Here is a 16,460-nt window from a genome sequence, read left to right as displayed (position 1 = left end):
GGCGGCAGCCCTGGCGACCGGTAACCCGGGGGCGGTCCCGCCCGCGGCTGCCTATCCTTGGCGACGACATGCAGAATCCAGCCGCTCCCGCCGCAGCCGCCGGCCCCACCGCAGCCGCCGCTCCCGCCGCAGCCCCCGAGCCCACCGCCGGGCCCGCCGCGGCCCACGGCCTCCGCGAGCTGCACCGCCGCCTGCCCGCCCTGATGTTCCGCGACCAGCGCCGACTCCAGCGACGCCTCGACGGGGTGCGCCGGCTGCGCGACCCGCAGCGGCGCGAGGCCGCGCTCGCCGAGATCACCGCCGACGTCGCCCGCGCCGAGCAGCGGCTCGCCGACCGCCGGGCGGCGGTGCCCCCGATCAGGTACCCGGCGGGGCTGCCGGTCAGCGAGCGCTCCGACGACCTGGCCGCCGCGATCCGGGACCACCAGGTCGTGATCGTGGCCGGCGAGACCGGCTCCGGCAAGACCACCCAGCTCCCCAAGATCTGCCTGGAGCTGGGGCGCGGCATCCACGGGCTGATCGGGCACACCCAGCCCCGGCGGCTGGCCGCCCGCACCGTCGCCGACCGCATCGCCGAGGAGCTGGGCACCGAGCTGGGCGACGTGGTCGGCTACAAGGTCCGGTTCACCGACCAGGTGGGCGACCGCAGCCTGGTCAAGCTGATGACCGACGGCATCCTGCTCGCCGAGTTGCAGACCGACCGGATGCTGCGCCAGTACGACACGCTGATCATCGACGAGGCGCACGAGCGCAGCCTCAACATCGACTTCATCCTCGGCTACCTGCGCCAGCTCCTCCCCCGCCGCCCCGACCTCAAGGTGGTCATCACCTCGGCGACCATCGAGACCGACCGGTTCGCCAGGCACTTCGCCGACGCCGAGGGCCGCCCCGCCCCGGTCGTCGAGGTGTCCGGGCGCACCTACCCGGTCGAGGTGCGCTACCGGCCGCTGGTCGAGGTCAGCGAGAGCGAGGACGACTCCGGCGACGACGAGGAGAACGTCCGCGACCAGATCCAGGCCATCGGCGACGCCGTCGAGGAGCTGGCCGCCGAGGGGCCGGGCGACATCCTGGTCTTCCTCTCCGGCGAACGCGAGATCCGGGACACCGCCGACGCGCTGGGCAAGCTCGTGCAGTCCAGACGGTCGCTGCTGGGCACCGAGATCCTGCCCCTGTACGCCCGGCTGTCGGCCGCCGAGCAGCATCGGGTGTTCGCCCCGCACACCGCGCGGCGGGTGGTGCTCGCCACCAACGTCGCGGAGACCTCGCTGACCGTGCCCGGCATCAAGTACGTGGTGGACCCGGGCACCGCCCGGATCTCCCGCTACTCCAGCCGGCTCAAGGTGCAGCGGCTGCCCATCGAGCCGGTGTCGCAGGCGTCGGCCAACCAGCGCAAGGGCCGCTGCGGGCGCACCTCGGACGGCATCTGCATCCGCCTCTACGACGAGTCCGACTTCGACTCCCGCCCCGAGTTCACCGACCCGGAGATCCTGCGCACCAACCTGGCCTCGGTCATCCTCCAGATGACCTCGATCGGGCTGGGCGACGTGGCGGCGTTCCCGTTCATCGACCCACCGGACAAGCGCAACATCGCCGACGGCGTCAACCTGCTGCACGAGCTGGGCGCGCTCGACCCGACCGAGACCGACCCGGCGAAGCGGCTCACCCCGCTGGGCGGGCGGCTGGCGCAGCTCCCGGTCGACCCCCGGCTCGCCCGGATGGTGATCGAGGGCGAGCGCAACGGCTGCGCCACCGAGGTCGTCGTCATCGCCGCCGCGCTGTCCATCCAGGACCCGCGCGAGCGGCCGGCGGAGAAACAGGCCCAGGCCGACCAGGCGCACGCGAGGTTCGCCGACAGGGAGTCGGACTTCGTCGCGTACCTGAACCTGTGGCGGCACCTGCGCGAGCAGCAGCGGGAGCTGTCCTCCAGCGCGTTCCGCCGGATGTGCCGGGCCGAATACCTCAACTACCTGCGGGTACGCGAGTGGCAGGACATCGTCAGCCAGGTGCGCCAGGTGCTGCGTACGGCGGAGAAGGGCGACGGCCGGCGCGGGGCCGGCGCGGACCTGCCGGAGGAGATCGACACCCCGAAGGTGCACCAGTCGCTGCTGCCGGGCCTGCTGTCGCACATCGGGCTGAAGGACCCGCAGAAGCACGAGTACCTCGGGGCGCGCGGGGCGAAGTTCGCCCTGTTCCCCGGCTCGGCGCTGTTCAAGAAGCCGCCGCGCTGGGTGATGGCCGCCGAGCTGGTGGAGACCTCCCGGCTGTGGGGGCGGGTCGCCGGCCGCATCGAGCCGGAGTGGGTCGAGCCCCTCGCGCAGCACCTGGTCAAGCGCAGCTACAGCGAGCCGCACTGGGAGAAGAAACAGGCGGCGGTGCTGGCCTACGAGAAGGTCACCCTCTACGGCGTCCCGCTGGTCACCGCCCGGAAGGTCAACTTCGGGCGGATCGACCCGGCGCTGTCGCGCGAGCTGTTCGTCCGGCACGCTTTGGTGGAGGGCGACTGGACCACCCACCACCAGTTCTGGCGGGACAACCAGAAGCTGCTCGCCGAGATCGAGGAGCTGGAGAACCGGGCCCGGCGGCGGGACATCCTGGTCGACGACGAGACGATCTTCGCCTTCTACGACGCGCGGATCCCGGCCGACGTGGTCTCCGGCCGGCACTTCGACGCCTGGTGGAAGAAGGAGCGGCGGCAGCGGCCCGACCTGCTCACCTTCACCCGGGAGCTGCTGGTCAACGCCGGCCGGGGCGGGCTCGACGAGGCCGACTACCCCGACGAGTGGCGCGCCGACGGGGTCACCCTGCCGCTGACGTACACGTTCGACCCGGGCACCCCCACCGACGGCGTGACGGTGGACATTCCGCTGCCGCTGCTCAACCAGGTGCCGGCGGAGAGCTTCGGCTGGCAGGTCCCCGGGCTGCGCGAGGAGCTGGTGATCGCGCTGATCCGGTCGCTGCCCAAGGCGATCCGGCGCAACTTCGTCCCCGTCCCCGACTACGCGCGGGCCGCGCTCGCGGCGATCACCCCCGGGCAGGAGCCGCTGCTGGACGCGCTGACCCGGCAGTTGCGCCGGATGACCGGGGTCACCGTACCCCGCGACGCCTGGGAGCCGGGGAAGCTCCCCGCCCACCTGCGGGTCAGCTTCCGGGTGCTCGACGAGGAGAACAGGCCGGTCGCCGAGGGCAAGGACCTGCCGGCGCTGCAACGCCAGCTCCGCCAGGAGGTACGCCAGGTGGTGGCCGCCGCCGCACCGGACGTCGCCCGCACGGGCCTGACGCAGTGGGACGTCGGCGACCTGCCGCGCACCATCGAGCAGGTGCGCGCCGGGTACGCGGTGACCGCGTACCCGGCGCTGGTCGACGAGGGGCCCACCGTCGGAGTGAAGGTCTTCGACTCCGAGGCCGAGCAGGCCGCCGCGCACTGGGCGGGCACCCGGCGGCTGCTGCGGCTGACCGTGCCGTCGCCGGCGAAGTTCCTCCAGGGGCGGCTGTCCAACGAGGCGAAGCTGGCGCTGAGCCGCAACCCGCACGGCGGGGTGCAGGAGCTGATCGCCGACGCGTCCGGGGCGGCGATCGACAAGCTGATCACCGACGCGGGTGGCCCGGCCTGGGACGCCGCCGGCTTCGCCGCACTGCGGGACCGGGTCCGCGCCGACCTGGTGGACACCGTCGTGGACGTGATGGGCCGGGTACGGCAGGTGCTCGCCGCCGCGTACGCCGTCGAGCAGCGCCTCGGCAAGACCCAGAATCTCGCCGTGGTGGCCGCCCTGGCCGACATCCGGGCCCAGCTCTCGGGGCTGGTGCACAAGGGGTTCGTCACCGAGACCGGCTACTCCCGCCTGCCCGACCTGCTGCGCTACCTCACCGCGATCGAGCGGCGGCTCGACCGGCTGCCGGGCAACCCGCAGCGGGACCGCCAGCAGCAGGACCGGGTGGCGGCGGTGCAGAAGGAGTACGCCGACCTGCTCGCCGCGCTGCCGCCGGGCCGGCGCGGGTCGGCGGCGGTACGGCAGATCCGCTGGATGATCGAGGAGCTGCGGGTGAACGTGTTCGCCCAGGCCCTCGGCACCCCGTACCCGGTGTCGGAGCAGCGGATCTACCGGGCCATGGACGATGCCGAGGGCCGCTGAGCCGGGTCAGTGCACGGGGGCGGGCACGGCCCGGCCGGTCGGCAGCCCCCGCACCGAGTTGCTCAGCGCGCCGGGGCGGGCCTCCGGGTAGGCGTGCGCCCACCAGGCCCGGTTCGCCCGGTACCAGTGGAAGACCTCGGCCAGCCCGTCGGCGAACCGGATCTGCGGCGTGAAGCCCAGCTCCTCGGAGATCTTCGTGTAGTCCAGGGAGTACCGCTGGTCCTGCACCTTGCGGTCGGCGACGTGCCGCACCCGGTCCCAACCGGCCCCGGCCAGCAGCAGGATCTGCTCGGCCAGGGCCCGGTTGGTCAGCTCGACGTCGCCGCCGATGTTGTAGACCTCGCCGGCGCGGCCCTTGGCCAGCACCAGCGCGATCGCGCGGCAGTGGTCGTCGACGTGCAGCCACTCGCGTACCGCGCCGCCGTCGCCGTGCAGGGTGATGTCCCCGCCGGTGAGCAGGCTGGTCACGAAGCGCGGGATGACCTTCTCCACGTGCTGGTACGGGCCGTAGTTGTTGGCGCAGCGGGTGATCGACACGTCGACGTCGTAGGTGCGCCAGTAGGAGCGCACGACGCAGTCGCTGGCCGCCTTGGACGCCGCGTACGGGGAGTTGGGCTCCAGCAGGCAGCGCTCGGTCCACGAGCCCTCGGTGATCGACCCGTACACCTCGTCGGTGGAGACGTGCACGACCCGCCCGACGGCGGCGCGGGCGCAGGCGGCCAGCAGGTGGTGCGAGCCCATGACGTTGGTCTCGAAGAACGGCGCGGGGTCGTCGATCGAGCGGTCGACGTGCGACTCGGCGGCGAAGTGCACCACCGCGTCGTGCCCGGGGACCAGGTCGGCCAGGAGCGGACGGTCGCAGATGTCGCCGCGCACGAACGTGAGGCGCGGGTGGTGGGCGGGCAGGTTGCTGCGGTCACTGGCATAGGTCAGCTTGTCGAGCACCGTGACGTGGCAGTCCTCGAACCCCACGTACCGCCCGCCCAGCAGGCTCCGGGCGAAGTGCGACCCGATGAAGCCGGCGCCGCCGGTAACCAGGATCCTCATGTGGTGGCCTCCCTGCCACGCGAGCCCGCGCTTGGACCTTTCTTCGGCAGGCCGACGGGCGTCATGCCTGCGCAGGGATTCACCATAGGCGACGAAGCAGGCACAAATGCCCTGATATGAGGCCTCCGGGTCATATTCACTCCGAATCCGGGGCAAGGTACCCGGCGGTCAGCGGAGCTCCACCCCGGGCGGCAGGTCGTCCCGACCGGCCGCCTCCCGCACGTACTCCACCAGGATGCGGCACAGCTCGCGGCCGGCGTGCGTGGGCACCACGTCGCGGCGTCGGGCCACGGCGATGGTCCGCCGGACGCCGGGCGGGGCCAGCCGGGTGACCCGCACGCCGGGCCGGCGGGCCACCACCATGCCGGGCACCAGCGCCACCCCGAGCCCCGCCTCGACGAAGCTGAGCACGGCGTCCATCTCGCCGCCGTCGACCGACAGGGTGGGCTCGAAGCCGGCCTCCCGGCACGCCTGGAGGGTGGCGTCGCGCAGGTCGTAGCCCTCCCGGAACATGACCAGGGGCTGACCGCGCAGGTCGGTGACGCGCAGCTCGCCGGCGGCCGAGGCGCCGGGCACCTCGGCCAGCGAGGCCACCACCAGGCTCTCCCGCAGGATCTCCTCGGCGTGCAGCCCCGGATCCGCGCCCTGCGCCGGCATGATGATCAGCGCGAGGTCGAGGCCGCCGCGCAGCAGGTCGCGGACGAGGTCCTGCGAGCCGCCCTCCTCCACGCGCAGGTCGACGGCGGGGTGGGCGTCGCGGAACCGGCGCAGCACGGGCGGGGCGAGCGAGGTGGCGAGGCTCGGGGTGGCGCCGAGGCGGACCCGGCCGCGCCGCAGCCCGACCAGCTCCTGCACCTCCCGGGTGGCGGTGTCGACGTCGGCGAGGATGCGCCGGGCCAGTGGGAGCAGCACCTCGCCGGCGGCGGTGAGGGCGATCCGGCCCCGCACCCGCTCGAACAGCGGGGCCCCGAGGGCGGCCTCCAGGGCGTGAATTTGCTTACTCAACGAGGGCTGGGTGATGCCGACGAGGTCGGCGGCTTGCGTGAAATGTCGTAGTTCCGCGACGGCGACGAAGTAGCGGAGCTGGTGCAGCTGCATCGGCATAGCCTATGGCTATCGAGACTGCGAGTTCGATGCATTGGACGACTGATTCCAGGTCTCCTAGCGTCGGTCAGGTGGTACTCACGAAATCCCGGTCGCCCATCCGGTCCAACGTCGGCCTGAAGGCCGTCATGGCGGTGACGGGCATCCTGCTGGTGCTGTTCCTCGTCGCGCACATGCTCGGCAACCTGAAGATCTTCACGGGCGAGACCGCGTTCGACCACTACGCGCACTGGTTGCGGGAGATCGGCACCCCGCTGCTGCCGTCGACCTGGTTCCTGTGGATCCAGCGCACCGCGCTGCTGGCGGCCGTGCTGGCCCACATCGGGGCCGCCACGGTGCTCGCGGTGCGCGCCCGCGCCGCCCGCCCGGTCCGGTACGCGCACCGCAAGAAGGTCAACGGCAGCTACGCGGCCCGCACGATGCGCTGGGGCGGCGTGATCATCCTGCTCTTCGTGATCTACCACATCCTGGACCTGACCACCGGCCACCTCAACCCCGAGGGCGTCCCGGGCCGCCCGTACGGCAACGTGGTCGCCGACTTCGCGCCGGAGCGGTGGTACGTCACCCTCTTCTACACCCTGGCGGTCGTGGCACTCGGCTTCCACCTGCGCCACGGCGCGTTCAGCGCGTTCCGCAGCCTCGGCCAGCAGACCCCCGCCGGGGAGCGCCGGGCGCGCGCCGCCGCGCTGGGCTTCGCCGTCGTGCTCTGCGCCGGCTACCTCGTGGTCCCCTTCGCCGTACTCACCGGATTGGTGGCCTGACCATGGACCTGTTCGCCGAGGGCGACCCGATCGCCGACGCCCGGGCCCCGCAGGGCCCGATCGAGACCCGCTGGGAACGCCGCCGTTTCGAGGCCAAGCTGGTCAACCCGGCCAACCGCCGCAAGCTGACCGTGATCGTGGTCGGCACCGGCCTGGCCGGCGGCTCGGCCGCGGCCACGCTCGCCGAGCAGGGCTACCGGGTCCGGTCGTACTGCTACCAGGACAGCCCGCGCCGGGCCCACTCGATCGCCGCCCAGGGCGGCATCAACGCCGCCAAGAACTACCGCAACGACGGCGACTCGGTGCACCGGCTGTTCTACGACACCGTCAAGGGCGGCGACTTCCGCTCCCGCGAGTCCAACGTGCACCGGCTGGCCGAGGTCTCGGTCAACATCATCGACCAGTGCGTCGCCCAGGGCGTGCCGTTCGCCCGCGAGTACGGCGGCCTGCTCGACACCCGCTCCTTCGGCGGCGCGCAGGTGCAGCGCACCTTCTACGCCCGGGGGCAGACGGGCCAGCAGCTCCTGCTCGGGGCCTATCAGGCCCTGGAGCGGCAGATCGGGCTGGGCAACGTGGAGATGAACGCCCGGCACGAGATGCTGGAGCTGATCGTCGTCGACGGCCGGGCCCGGGGCATCGTCGTGCGGGACCTGGTCACCGGCGAGATCACCAGCGAGTTCGCCGACGCGGTGGTGCTGGCCTCCGGCGGCTACGGCAACGTCTTCTACCTCTCCACCAACGCCAAGGGCTGCAACGTCACCGCCACCTGGCGGGCGCACCGCCGGGGCGCGTACTTCGCCAACCCCTGCTACACGCAGATCCACCCGACCTGCATCCCCGTCTCCGGCGACCACCAGTCGAAGCTGACGCTGATGAGCGAGTCGCTGCGCAACGACGGCCGGGTGTGGGTGCCCAAGGCCAAGGGCGACGACCGCGCCCCCAAGGACATCCCTGAGGAAGAGCGGGACTACTACCTCGAACGGATCTACCCGTCCTTCGGCAACCTGGTGCCCCGCGACATCGCCTCCCGGGCGGCGAAGAACGTCTGCGACGCCGGGCGCGGCGTGGGTCCCGGCGGGCTCGGCGTCTACCTCGACTTCGCCGACGCCATCGACCGCCTCGGCCGCAAGGCCATCGAGGCCAAGTACGGCAACCTCTTCGAGATGTACGAGCGGATCACCGGCGAGGACCCGTACGAGGTGCCGATGCGGATCTACCCCGCCGTGCACTACACGATGGGCGGCCTCTGGGTCGACTACGACCTCCAGTCGACCATCCCCGGCCTGTTCGTGATCGGCGAGGCGAACTTCTCCGACCACGGCGCGAACCGGCTCGGCGCGTCCGCGCTGATGCAGGGCCTCGCCGACGGCTACTTCGTGCTGCCCAACACGATCGCCAACTACCTGGCGGCCGGGCCGTTCGAGCGGGTCGACGCCAGCCACCCGGAGGCGGTGGCGGCGCGGCGCGACGTCGAGGACCGGATCCGGCGGCTGCTCGCCGTCGACGGCGACCGGACGGTCGACTCGTTCCACCGCGAGCTGGGCCAGATCATGTGGGAGCACTGCGGCATGGAGCGCAGCGAGGCCGGGCTGCGCAAGGCCATCGACGAGATCCGGGCGCTGCGCGGGGAGTTCTGGAAGCGGGTCCGCGTCCCCGGCGACGGTGACGGGCTCAACCAGTCGCTGGAGAAGGCCGGCCGGGTGGCCGACTTCTTCGAGCTGGCCGAGCTGATGTGCGTCGACGCCCTGCACCGCGAGGAGTCCTGCGGCGGCCACTTCCGGGCCGAGCACCAGACCCCCGACGGCGAGGCGCAGCGCGACGACGACCGGTTCGCCTACGTGGCGGCCTGGGAGTACACCGGCGGCGACGAGCCGGCCGTGCTGCACAAGGAAGACCTCAAGTTCGAGTACGTGCACCCGACGCAGCGGAGCTACAAGTGAACCTGACCCTGCGCATCTGGCGCCAGTCCGGCCCCGCCGACAAGGGCCGGATGGTGACCTACCAGGTCGACGACGTCTCCCCCGACATGTCGTTCCTGGAGATGCTCGACGTGCTCAACGAGCGGCTGATCCTCTCCGGCGAGGAGCCGGTGGCGTTCGACCACGACTGCCGCGAGGGCATCTGCGGCATGTGCGGCCTGATGATCAACGGTGACGCGCACGGTCCGCAGCGCGGCACCACCGCCTGCCAGCTGCACATGCGGCAGTTCTCCGACGGCGACACGATCGACATCGAGCCGTGGCGGGCGCGGGCCTTCCCGGTGATCAAGGACCTGGTGGTCAACCGGAGCGCCTTCGACAAGATCATCGCCGCCGGCGGGTACATCACCGCGCCGACCGGCAGCGCCCCCGAGGCCCACTCCGTGCCGGTCGCCAAGGCCGACGCCGACGCCGCGTTCTCCTCGGCCGCCTGCATCGGCTGCGGCGCCTGCGTGGCGGCCTGCCCGAACGGTTCCGGCATGCTGTTCACCGCCGCCAAGGTCACCCAGCTCTCGCTGCTGCCGCAGGGTCAGCCGGAGCGGTACACCCGGGTCCTCGGCATGGTCGACGCGCACGACGAGGCGGGCTTCGGCGGCTGCACCAACACCGGCGAGTGCACCGCGGTCTGCCCGAAGGGCATCCCGCTGAACACCATCGGCCGGCTCAACCGCGACTACCTGGCGGCCACCGCCAAGCGCGGCGGCACGCCCGGCTCCTGACCCCGGCCTCCGACCCGAGCCCCTGACCCGAGCCCCTGGCCCGAGCCCCGACTCCAGCCCGGGGTCCCGCCCCGGGTCCCGCCATCCGACGCGCCGGCCGCCGTGCCCCTCCGGGCCGGCGGCCGGCTCCGTTCCCGGCGGCCGCAGCCGCTGGGGAGGACCACCCGTCGGGGGCACTAGGGAGCTGAGTCAGATACGACATCGCACCCACAGCCCACAACCCTTTCGGCACCGCACGCGGATGCGCGGGGTGCCGGGTGGTGGTGCGCGGGCTGCCGGATGGTGGCGCGCTGGCGCGCCGCGAGTCGGCCACGGCAGCCGTGAGTCAGCTACGACATCAGCTCCCTAGGCGCGGGCGGCGGCTCCTGCCCCTCGGCGTCCCCCGGCCAGCCCGTTCCCCGGTCGCCCCGCCCCTCGACGCGCCCGGATTCCGCGCGGGCACACGCCCGCGGCCGGGCCGCCGCCCGCCCGCGCGGTTCAAGCACCGGCAGCCGGGTAGCAGTCCGGGGGACGGCACGCCGACGAGGGGACACGCGGGCATGAAGGCACTGACCTGGCAGGGCAGGCGGGACGTTCGGGTCGAGGACGTCCCCGACCCGCGCATCGAGGAGCCGACGGACGCGATCGTCCGGATCACCTCCACCGCCATCTGCGGATCGGACCTGCACCTGTACGAGGTGCTCGGGCCGTACCTGAAGCCCGGTGACGTCCTCGGCCACGAACCGATGGGCATCGTCGAGGAGGTCGGGCCCGGGGTGACCCGGCTCAGGCCGGGCGACCGGGTCGTGGTCCCGTTCAACATCGCCTGCGGATCGTGCTGGATGTGCGACCGGCAGCTCTACGCCCAGTGTGAGACCACCCAGGTCACGGCCGAGGGCAAGGGCGCGGCGCTGTTCGGCTACACCTCGCTGTACGGGTCGGTGCCCGGCGGGCAGGCCGAGTACCTGCGGGTGCCGCACGCCCAGTTCGGCCCGATCAAGGTCCCGCAGACCGGCCCGGACGAGCGGTGGTTGTACCTGTCCGACATCCTGCCGACCGCCTGGCAGGCGGTGCGGTACGCCGACACCCCACCCGGCGGCACGCTCGCCGTGTTCGGGCTCGGCCCGGTCGGACAGTTCTGCGCCCGGATCGGCCGGTACCTCGGCGCGGGCCGGGTGATCGGCCTGGACCTGGTGCCGGAGCGGCTGGAGATGGCCCGCCGGCACGGCGTCGAGACGCTCGACGTCAGTCAGCTCGACGACGTGCCGGGCGCGCTGATCGACCTGGTCGACGGGCGCGGCCCCGACGCCGTGATCGACGCGGTCGGCATGGAGGCGCACGGCTCCACGTCGGGGAAGCTCGCCCAGACCGCCGCCGGTCTGCTGCCGGACCGGCTGGCCGACGCGATGATCGACCGGGCCGGCGTGGACCGGCTGACCGTGCTCAAGGCCGCCCTCAAGGCGGTCCGCCGGGGCGGCACCGTCTCGATCTCCGGCGTGTACGGCGGCGAGGTCGACCCGCTGCCGCTGATGGAGATGTTCGACCGGGGCGTCCAGCTGCGGATGGGGCAGTGCCACGTGCGCCGGTGGACCGACGAGATCGTCCCGCTGCTCGCCGGGGACGACGACCCGCTGGGCGTGGCGGACCTGCGGACCCACCGGATGCCGCTGACGCGCGCGCCGCAGGCGTACGAGATGTTCCAGAAGAAGGAGGACGGCTGCGTCAAGGTCGTGCTCGCGCCGTGAGTCGTCGGTCACGATGAGCGACCACGGGGCATACGGAAAGCGACGACTTCGCCTAGGGTGGCGGGACGGACCATCCGTTACCACCCACGGGGAGACACGAGTGACGATCAGAGTGAACCGCAGGGCCGCGTTGGGCATCGGCACGGTGGCCACCGCCGGCACGGTGCTCGGCGCCGCCGCGCCCGCCTCCGCCGCCGGCCGGCCCTGGGCGGCGGCCACCCCGGCCGAGGCCGCCGCCCAGGTCGCCGCGGGCTACGCGCAGGAGACCGCGCGGGCCGGGGGCAACTGGCAGGCGTACGTGAGCGTCGCAAACGGCTCTGCCGCGCCGCTGGTGGCTGTCGCCGACGAGGCGGACCGGCGGATCGAGGCGTACAGCGTCAACAAGATCGCCGTGGCCGTGGCGGTGCTGGACAAGGTCGACCGGGGGCTGCTCACGCTCGCCCAGCGGGTCGACGTGACCGCGTCCATCGTGATCCCCGGCGGCGACGGCATCTTCAGCCTCGACGGCGCGTACCCGAGCAGCATCACCCTGGGGCACGCCCTGGCGGCCCTGCTGACGGTCTCCGACGACACCGCCGTGCGGCTCTGCGGGCTGGTCTGCCCGGCCGCCGAGCTGAACCAGATCCTCGTCGCGAAGGGCTTCCCGAACACGCAGGTGCAGCCGGTGGCCAACCCGAACCGGTTCTACCTCGGCACGAGCACCCCACGGGAGACGCACGACCTGCTGCGGAAGCTGGTGGGCGGCACGCTGCTGTCGGCGTCCTCGACGGCGTTCCTGCTCGGCCTGCTGCGCTCCCCCATCGCGTTCACCGACGGGGTGCGGCGCGAGATGTCCTCCACCGAGCGGGCGCGGGTCGCCACCAAGGCGGGCTGGTTCGAATCGGCCCGGCACGAGGCCGGGATCGTCTTCGACGCCGCCGGCGCGCCGGTGCTGACGTACGCGCTGTTCGCCGACGGGCAGGCCGGCGCGGGCGACTTCGGCGCAACCCACCCGGCGGTGCAGGCCCGGGCCCGGCTGGGCCGCGTCTTCCTGACCGCCGTCGCGGGGCTGGCCGGCGTCGGCCCGGCCCACCGGGCCGTCGTCCAGCGGCCGAGCAACGGCGGCTGATCCACGCCACGCGGCGAGCGGGCCGCACCCGCGCGCCCGGCTGCGCGGCGCGCGGGTGCGGTGGCGGACTACGGTGTACTGCGGGACACCGGCGGAGGGGGCGGGGCACCATGGAGGCACCAGCGGAACAGGCCGCCCAGCGGGCGTTGGCGCGCCGGCTGCGCGGCGCGGCCGGGCTCGCCGCACTGGCGGGCCTGGCCTGGGTGGCCCGCGACGTGCCGGCCGCCCTGGGCGGGCGGCTCAGCGGGGCCCGCGCCGAGCGGGCCGCCCGCTCCCCGCAGTTCCGCGACGGCGCCTTCCGCAACCGGGCGAGCACCCGCACCATGGCCGGCTCGCCCGACCGCAACCTGGTCCGCGAGCTGATCTTCGGCAAGCAGAAGCGCCGGCCGACCGCCGCCGTGCCGCTGGTGCGCCCGGCCGACCCACCGGCCGCCGCCACCGACCGCGAGCTGGGCGTCGTCTGGTATGGCCACGCCTCCGCGCTGATCGAGATCGAGGGTCACCGGGTGCTGGTCGACCCGGTGTGGAGCGACCGGTGCTCGCCGTCGGCGCTGCTCGGGCCGCGCCGGCTGCACGAGCCCCCGGTGGGCCTGCACGAACTGCCCACCGTGGACGCGGTCGTGATCTCCCACGACCACTACGACCACCTCGACATGGCCACCGTGCGGGCGCTGACCGCCGGCCAGTCCGCGCCGTTCGTGGTGCCCCTGGGCGTCGGGGCGCACCTGGAGCGGTGGGGCGTGCCGGAGGACCGGATCGTCGAGCTGGACTGGGCGGAGAGCCACCGGGTCGGCGGGCTGACCATCACCGCGACCGCCGCCCAGCACTTCTCCGGCCGGGGGTTGCGCCGCGACGGCACGCTGTGGAGTTCGTGGGTGGTGGCCGGGGCCCACCGCCGGGTCTTCTACACCGGCGACTCCGGCTACTTCGACGGCTACGCCGAGATCGGCGCCGAGCACGGCCCGTTCGACGTGACGCTGATCCAGATCGGCGCGTACGACCGGGCGTGGCCGAGCATCCACATGTTCCCCGAGGAGGCCGTCGCCGCCCACCTCGACCTGCGCGGCGGGCTGCTCCTGCCGGTGCACTGGGCGACGTTCAACCTGGCCCTGCACGACTGGTCGGAGCCGGTGGACCGGCTGTGGGCGGAGGCGAAGGCCCGCGACGTGCGGTTGGCGGTGCCCCGGCCCGGCGAGCGGGTGGTCGTCGACGACCCGCCGGCGGTCGACGGCTGGTGGCAGTCGATCGCCTGAGGCGACCGCCGCCCGCCCGGCCCGCCGCCCGGCTCGTAACCCGGGCCGTCTCCCCTCGTTGGACCAGACCTAGTCGCCGTTATCGGCACCCGTCGCGAACGGGCGTCGCCCGACCGGGCACCGCCGTCCGCCGAGGAGACGACAAGGACACGGTCGTGGGCAACCTTCGCATCGCCATCCTGCTGCGCACGGCCGAGGGCTGCCTCTGGACGCTTCCGCAGATCGACGAGCTGCGGCGGCGCGGCCACAAGGTGATCGTGATCCTCCCCGCAGGTCCGGGCGCGCTGCGGGAGCGGCTGCGGGAGCGCGGCGTCGAGACGATCGACTCCCCGTTCGACTTCCGGTTCCGCCCCACGCCGGGGGCGGTGCGGGGGCTGTGGCGACTGCGCCGGCTCCTGCGCGTGCTCCGGCCCGACGTCCTGAACTACCACCTGTACGCGGCGGCCCTGGCCGCCCGGGCAGCGGCGTTCCGGCTCCCGCTGCGCCGGGTGCACATGGTCGCCGGGCCGCTCTACCTGGAGTCGCCGGTGGTCCGGCCCGTGGAGCGCCTGCTGTGGCGGCTGGACGACCTCATCATCTGCTGCACGCAGCACATCTCGACGCACTACCGGGCCCTCGGCTGCCCGGCCGAGCGGCGGCCGGTGGCCCAGTACGGGGTCGACCTGGGCCACTTCGACCCCGCCCGGGTGGGGCCGACCGGCACCGCCGACCCGACCCGCGCCACGGCCCGTGCCTCGGTCCGGGCGGAGCTCGGCCTCGACGACGACGTCTTCGTCGCACTCATGGTGGCCAACACGTACACGCCGAAACGGATCGCGTTCCGCGGCCAGAACATCAAGGGCCACGACGTCCTGCTGGCGGCGTGGCGCGACTTCCACGCCGCACACCCACGGTCCCGGCTGCTGATGGCGGGGGTGGGCTTCACCGAGGCCGGCGAGGCGCACCGCCGGCGGCTGATGGACAGGTTCGCCGACGACCGGAGCGTCGTGTGGTTGGGCCGCCTGCCCGACCTGCGCCCCTACTTCCTGGCCGCCGACGTCAACGTGACGCCGTCGCTGTCGGAGGGCAGCAACGGCGTGGTGCGCGAGGCGTCCGCCATGGGCCGTCCCAGCATCGTCAGCGACGCCGGTGGGCTGCCCGAGGCGGTGGACGGCAGCTTCGCCTGGATCGTGCCGCGCGGCGACGCGGCGGCCCTGGGTGAGGCGCTTGCGACCGCTCACCGCGCCTTCGTCGCCGGGGAACTCGCCGGCATGGGTCGCCGCGCGCGGGAGCACGCGTTGCGGGCCTTCGACCGCACGGCGGCGGCGGAGGCGGTGGCCGACATGGTGACGGGGCGTTATGCCGCGGACCGGGCCGCCGACGTGCCGGTTCCGTAACGTCCACGCGCGATCTCGGTTAACTGGGTGTAAGCGCCACGGATCACCACGTACCTGTCGCCCGGAGGCCCTGATGGTGGACCAGTACTGCGGAGGCCGACCTGCCACCCGGCGGATCCACCTCTCCCCGCCCGACGTCGGTCCCGCCGAGGAGGCCCTCGTGGTCGCGGCGATGCGGTCGGGTTGGGTGGCGCCGGCCGGTCCCGACCTGGACGCCTTCGAGCGCGAGCTGGCCGAGCGGGTGGGCTGCGGGCACGCGGTGGGGGTCAGCAGCGGGACGGCCGCGCTGCATCTCGCCCTGCTCGCGGTCGGCGCGGGGCCCGGCACCGCCGTGGTGGTGCCGACGCTGACGTTCGTGGCGACGGCCAACGCGGTGACGTACACCGGGGCGGAGCCGGTCTTCGTCGACTGCGACCCGGCGACCGGGAACCTGGACGTCGACCTGCTGCCCGACCTGCTCGACGACCTGCGCCGCCGGGGCCGGCGGATCGCCGCCGTGGTGGCGGTGGACATCAACGGCTCCTGCGCGGACTACGCCCGCCTGCTGCCGGTCTGCGCGGCGGCGGGCGTGCCGGTGGTCGAGGACTCGGCCCAGGCCCTCGGCTCCACGTACCAGGGGCGGCAGGCCGGGAGCTTCGGGCGGGTGGGCATCTTCTCGTTCAACGGCAACAAGATCATGACGACGTCGAGCGGCGGGATGCTGGTCTCCGAGGACGCCGGGCTGATCGCCCGCGCCCGGCGGCTCTCGACGCAGGCCCGGGAGCCGGTCGCGCACTACGAGCACTGCGACGTCGGCTACAACTACCGGCTGAGCAACGTGCTCGCGGCGCTCGGCCGGGCCCAGTTGCGCCGCCTCGACGGGATGATCGAACGGCGGCGCGCGATGCGGGAGCACTACGCGAAGGTCTTCGCCCCGGTCCCGGGCACGCGCATCCTCGGCGACGGGGACACCGGCTCGAACTGCTGGCTGACCTCGGTCGTGGTGGATCCGGCGACGGCCGGCTGGCGGGCCCGCGACCTCGGCGAGCACCTGGCGGCACACGACATCGAGACCCGGCCCATGTTCAAGCCGATGCACCGGCAGCCGGCCCACCTCGACCGGTGCGCGGTGGTGACCGGGGCGGCGGACCGGCTCTTCGCCGACGGCATCTCGTTGCCGAGCGGGTCCACGCTTCCCGGCGTCGACGCCGACCGCGTGCTCGGGCTGGTCGAGGAGTTCCTCGGTCGGCACCGGTGACCGCGCCCGGCCGCCCGGGCGG

General features: G+C 73.4%; 11 protein-coding genes. 9 read left to right on the top strand and 2 right to left on the bottom strand.

The window, feature by feature from the left end; all coding sequences use genetic code 11:
• Nucleotides 1-68: 68 nt before the first annotated feature.
• On the top strand, nucleotides 69-4,130 hold the full coding sequence (gene hrpA, locus O7633_RS31315; RefSeq protein WP_282324981.1) for an ATP-dependent RNA helicase HrpA: 4,062 nt from the start codon (nucleotides 69-71) through the stop codon (nucleotides 4,128-4,130).
• A 6-nt stretch (nucleotides 4,131-4,136) separates the two neighbouring features.
• On the opposite strand, the gene rfbB is transcribed toward hrpA, so the two are convergent.
• Together rfbB and O7633_RS31305 are read right to left on the bottom strand one after the other, a co-directional pair.
• A complete protein-coding gene (gene rfbB, locus O7633_RS31310) occupies nucleotides 4,137-5,177 on the bottom strand; it encodes a dTDP-glucose 4,6-dehydratase (RefSeq protein ID WP_282324980.1) in 1,041 nt (346 codons plus the stop codon).
• Nucleotides 5,178-5,345: 168 nt separating this feature from the next.
• Entirely contained in the window at nucleotides 5,346-6,281 is a 936-nt protein-coding gene (locus O7633_RS31305; protein WP_282324979.1) for a LysR family transcriptional regulator, read from the bottom strand.
• Between the two features lie 71 nt (nucleotides 6,282-6,352).
• Here O7633_RS31305 and O7633_RS31300 point away from each other — a divergent pair, with 71 nt between their 5' ends.
• The 8 genes from O7633_RS31300 (at nucleotide 6,353) to O7633_RS31265 (ending at nucleotide 16,438) form a co-directional block, all read left to right on the top strand.
• Nucleotides 6,353-7,042 carry a succinate dehydrogenase cytochrome b subunit gene (locus O7633_RS31300; protein WP_255378727.1) on the top strand — a complete coding sequence of 230 codons (690 nt, stop codon included), beginning with the start codon at nucleotides 6,353-6,355 and terminating at the stop codon, nucleotides 7,040-7,042.
• Between the two features lie 2 nt (nucleotides 7,043-7,044).
• The gene (locus tag O7633_RS31295) at nucleotides 7,045-8,982 is read left to right on the top strand and encodes a fumarate reductase/succinate dehydrogenase flavoprotein subunit (protein ID WP_282324978.1); all 1,938 of its coding nucleotides are present in this window, start codon (nucleotides 7,045-7,047) and stop codon (nucleotides 8,980-8,982) included.
• Nucleotides 8,979-9,740, top strand: a complete 762-nt coding sequence (locus tag O7633_RS31290; RefSeq protein ID WP_282324977.1) for a succinate dehydrogenase/fumarate reductase iron-sulfur subunit — start codon at nucleotides 8,979-8,981, stop codon at nucleotides 9,738-9,740. The genes O7633_RS31295 and O7633_RS31290 overlap by 4 nt, the downstream gene beginning before the upstream one ends.
• 539 nt (nucleotides 9,741-10,279) lie before the next feature.
• Complete coding sequence (locus O7633_RS31285) at nucleotides 10,280-11,464, top strand: zinc-dependent alcohol dehydrogenase (protein WP_282324976.1); 1,185 nt, start codon at nucleotides 10,280-10,282, stop codon at nucleotides 11,462-11,464.
• A gap of 100 nt (nucleotides 11,465-11,564) precedes the next feature.
• A complete protein-coding gene (locus tag O7633_RS31280; RefSeq protein ID WP_282324975.1) occupies nucleotides 11,565-12,572 on the top strand; it encodes a serine hydrolase in 1,008 nt (335 codons plus the stop codon).
• Between the two features lie 110 nt (nucleotides 12,573-12,682).
• Nucleotides 12,683-13,825, top strand: coding sequence for an MBL fold metallo-hydrolase (locus O7633_RS31275; protein ID WP_278133792.1), 1,143 nt, complete (start codon nucleotides 12,683-12,685; stop codon nucleotides 13,823-13,825).
• Nucleotides 13,826-13,980: 155 nt separating this feature from the next.
• Entirely contained in the window at nucleotides 13,981-15,201 is a 1,221-nt protein-coding gene (locus O7633_RS31270; RefSeq protein WP_282324974.1) for a glycosyltransferase family 4 protein, read from the top strand.
• Nucleotides 15,202-15,274: 73 nt separating this feature from the next.
• A complete protein-coding gene (locus O7633_RS31265) occupies nucleotides 15,275-16,438 on the top strand; it encodes an aminotransferase class I/II-fold pyridoxal phosphate-dependent enzyme (RefSeq protein ID WP_278133788.1) in 1,164 nt (387 codons plus the stop codon).
• The last annotated feature ends 22 nt before the right edge of the window (nucleotides 16,439-16,460 follow it).

Origin of the sequence: Micromonospora sp. WMMD712 (genome assembly GCF_029581295.1) — a bacterium.
GTDB lineage: Bacteria > Actinomycetota > Actinomycetes > Mycobacteriales > Micromonosporaceae > Micromonospora > Micromonospora carbonacea.
Note: the sequence above shows the minus strand (reverse complement) of the source record. Positions and strands in the feature narration are given on the sequence as shown.

Excerpts from the sequence above, each read along its gene's own strand:
- O7633_RS31305 (WP_282324979.1), bottom strand. The coding sequence starts at position 6,281 with ATGCCGATGCAGCTGCACCAGCTCCGCTACTTCGTCGCCGTCGCGGAA.
- O7633_RS31275 (WP_278133792.1), top strand. The coding sequence starts at position 12,683 with ATGGAGGCACCAGCGGAACAGGCCGCCCAGCGGGCGTTGGCGCGCCGG.
- hrpA (WP_282324981.1), top strand. The coding sequence starts at position 69 with ATGCAGAATCCAGCCGCTCCCGCCGCAGCCGCCGGCCCCACCGCAGCC.
- O7633_RS31265 (WP_278133788.1), top strand. The coding sequence starts at position 15,275 with ATGGTGGACCAGTACTGCGGAGGCCGACCTGCCACCCGGCGGATCCAC.
- O7633_RS31285 (WP_282324976.1), top strand. The coding sequence starts at position 10,280 with ATGAAGGCACTGACCTGGCAGGGCAGGCGGGACGTTCGGGTCGAGGAC.
- O7633_RS31295 (WP_282324978.1), top strand. The coding sequence starts at position 7,045 with ATGGACCTGTTCGCCGAGGGCGACCCGATCGCCGACGCCCGGGCCCCG.
- rfbB (WP_282324980.1), bottom strand. The coding sequence starts at position 5,177 with ATGAGGATCCTGGTTACCGGCGGCGCCGGCTTCATCGGGTCGCACTTC.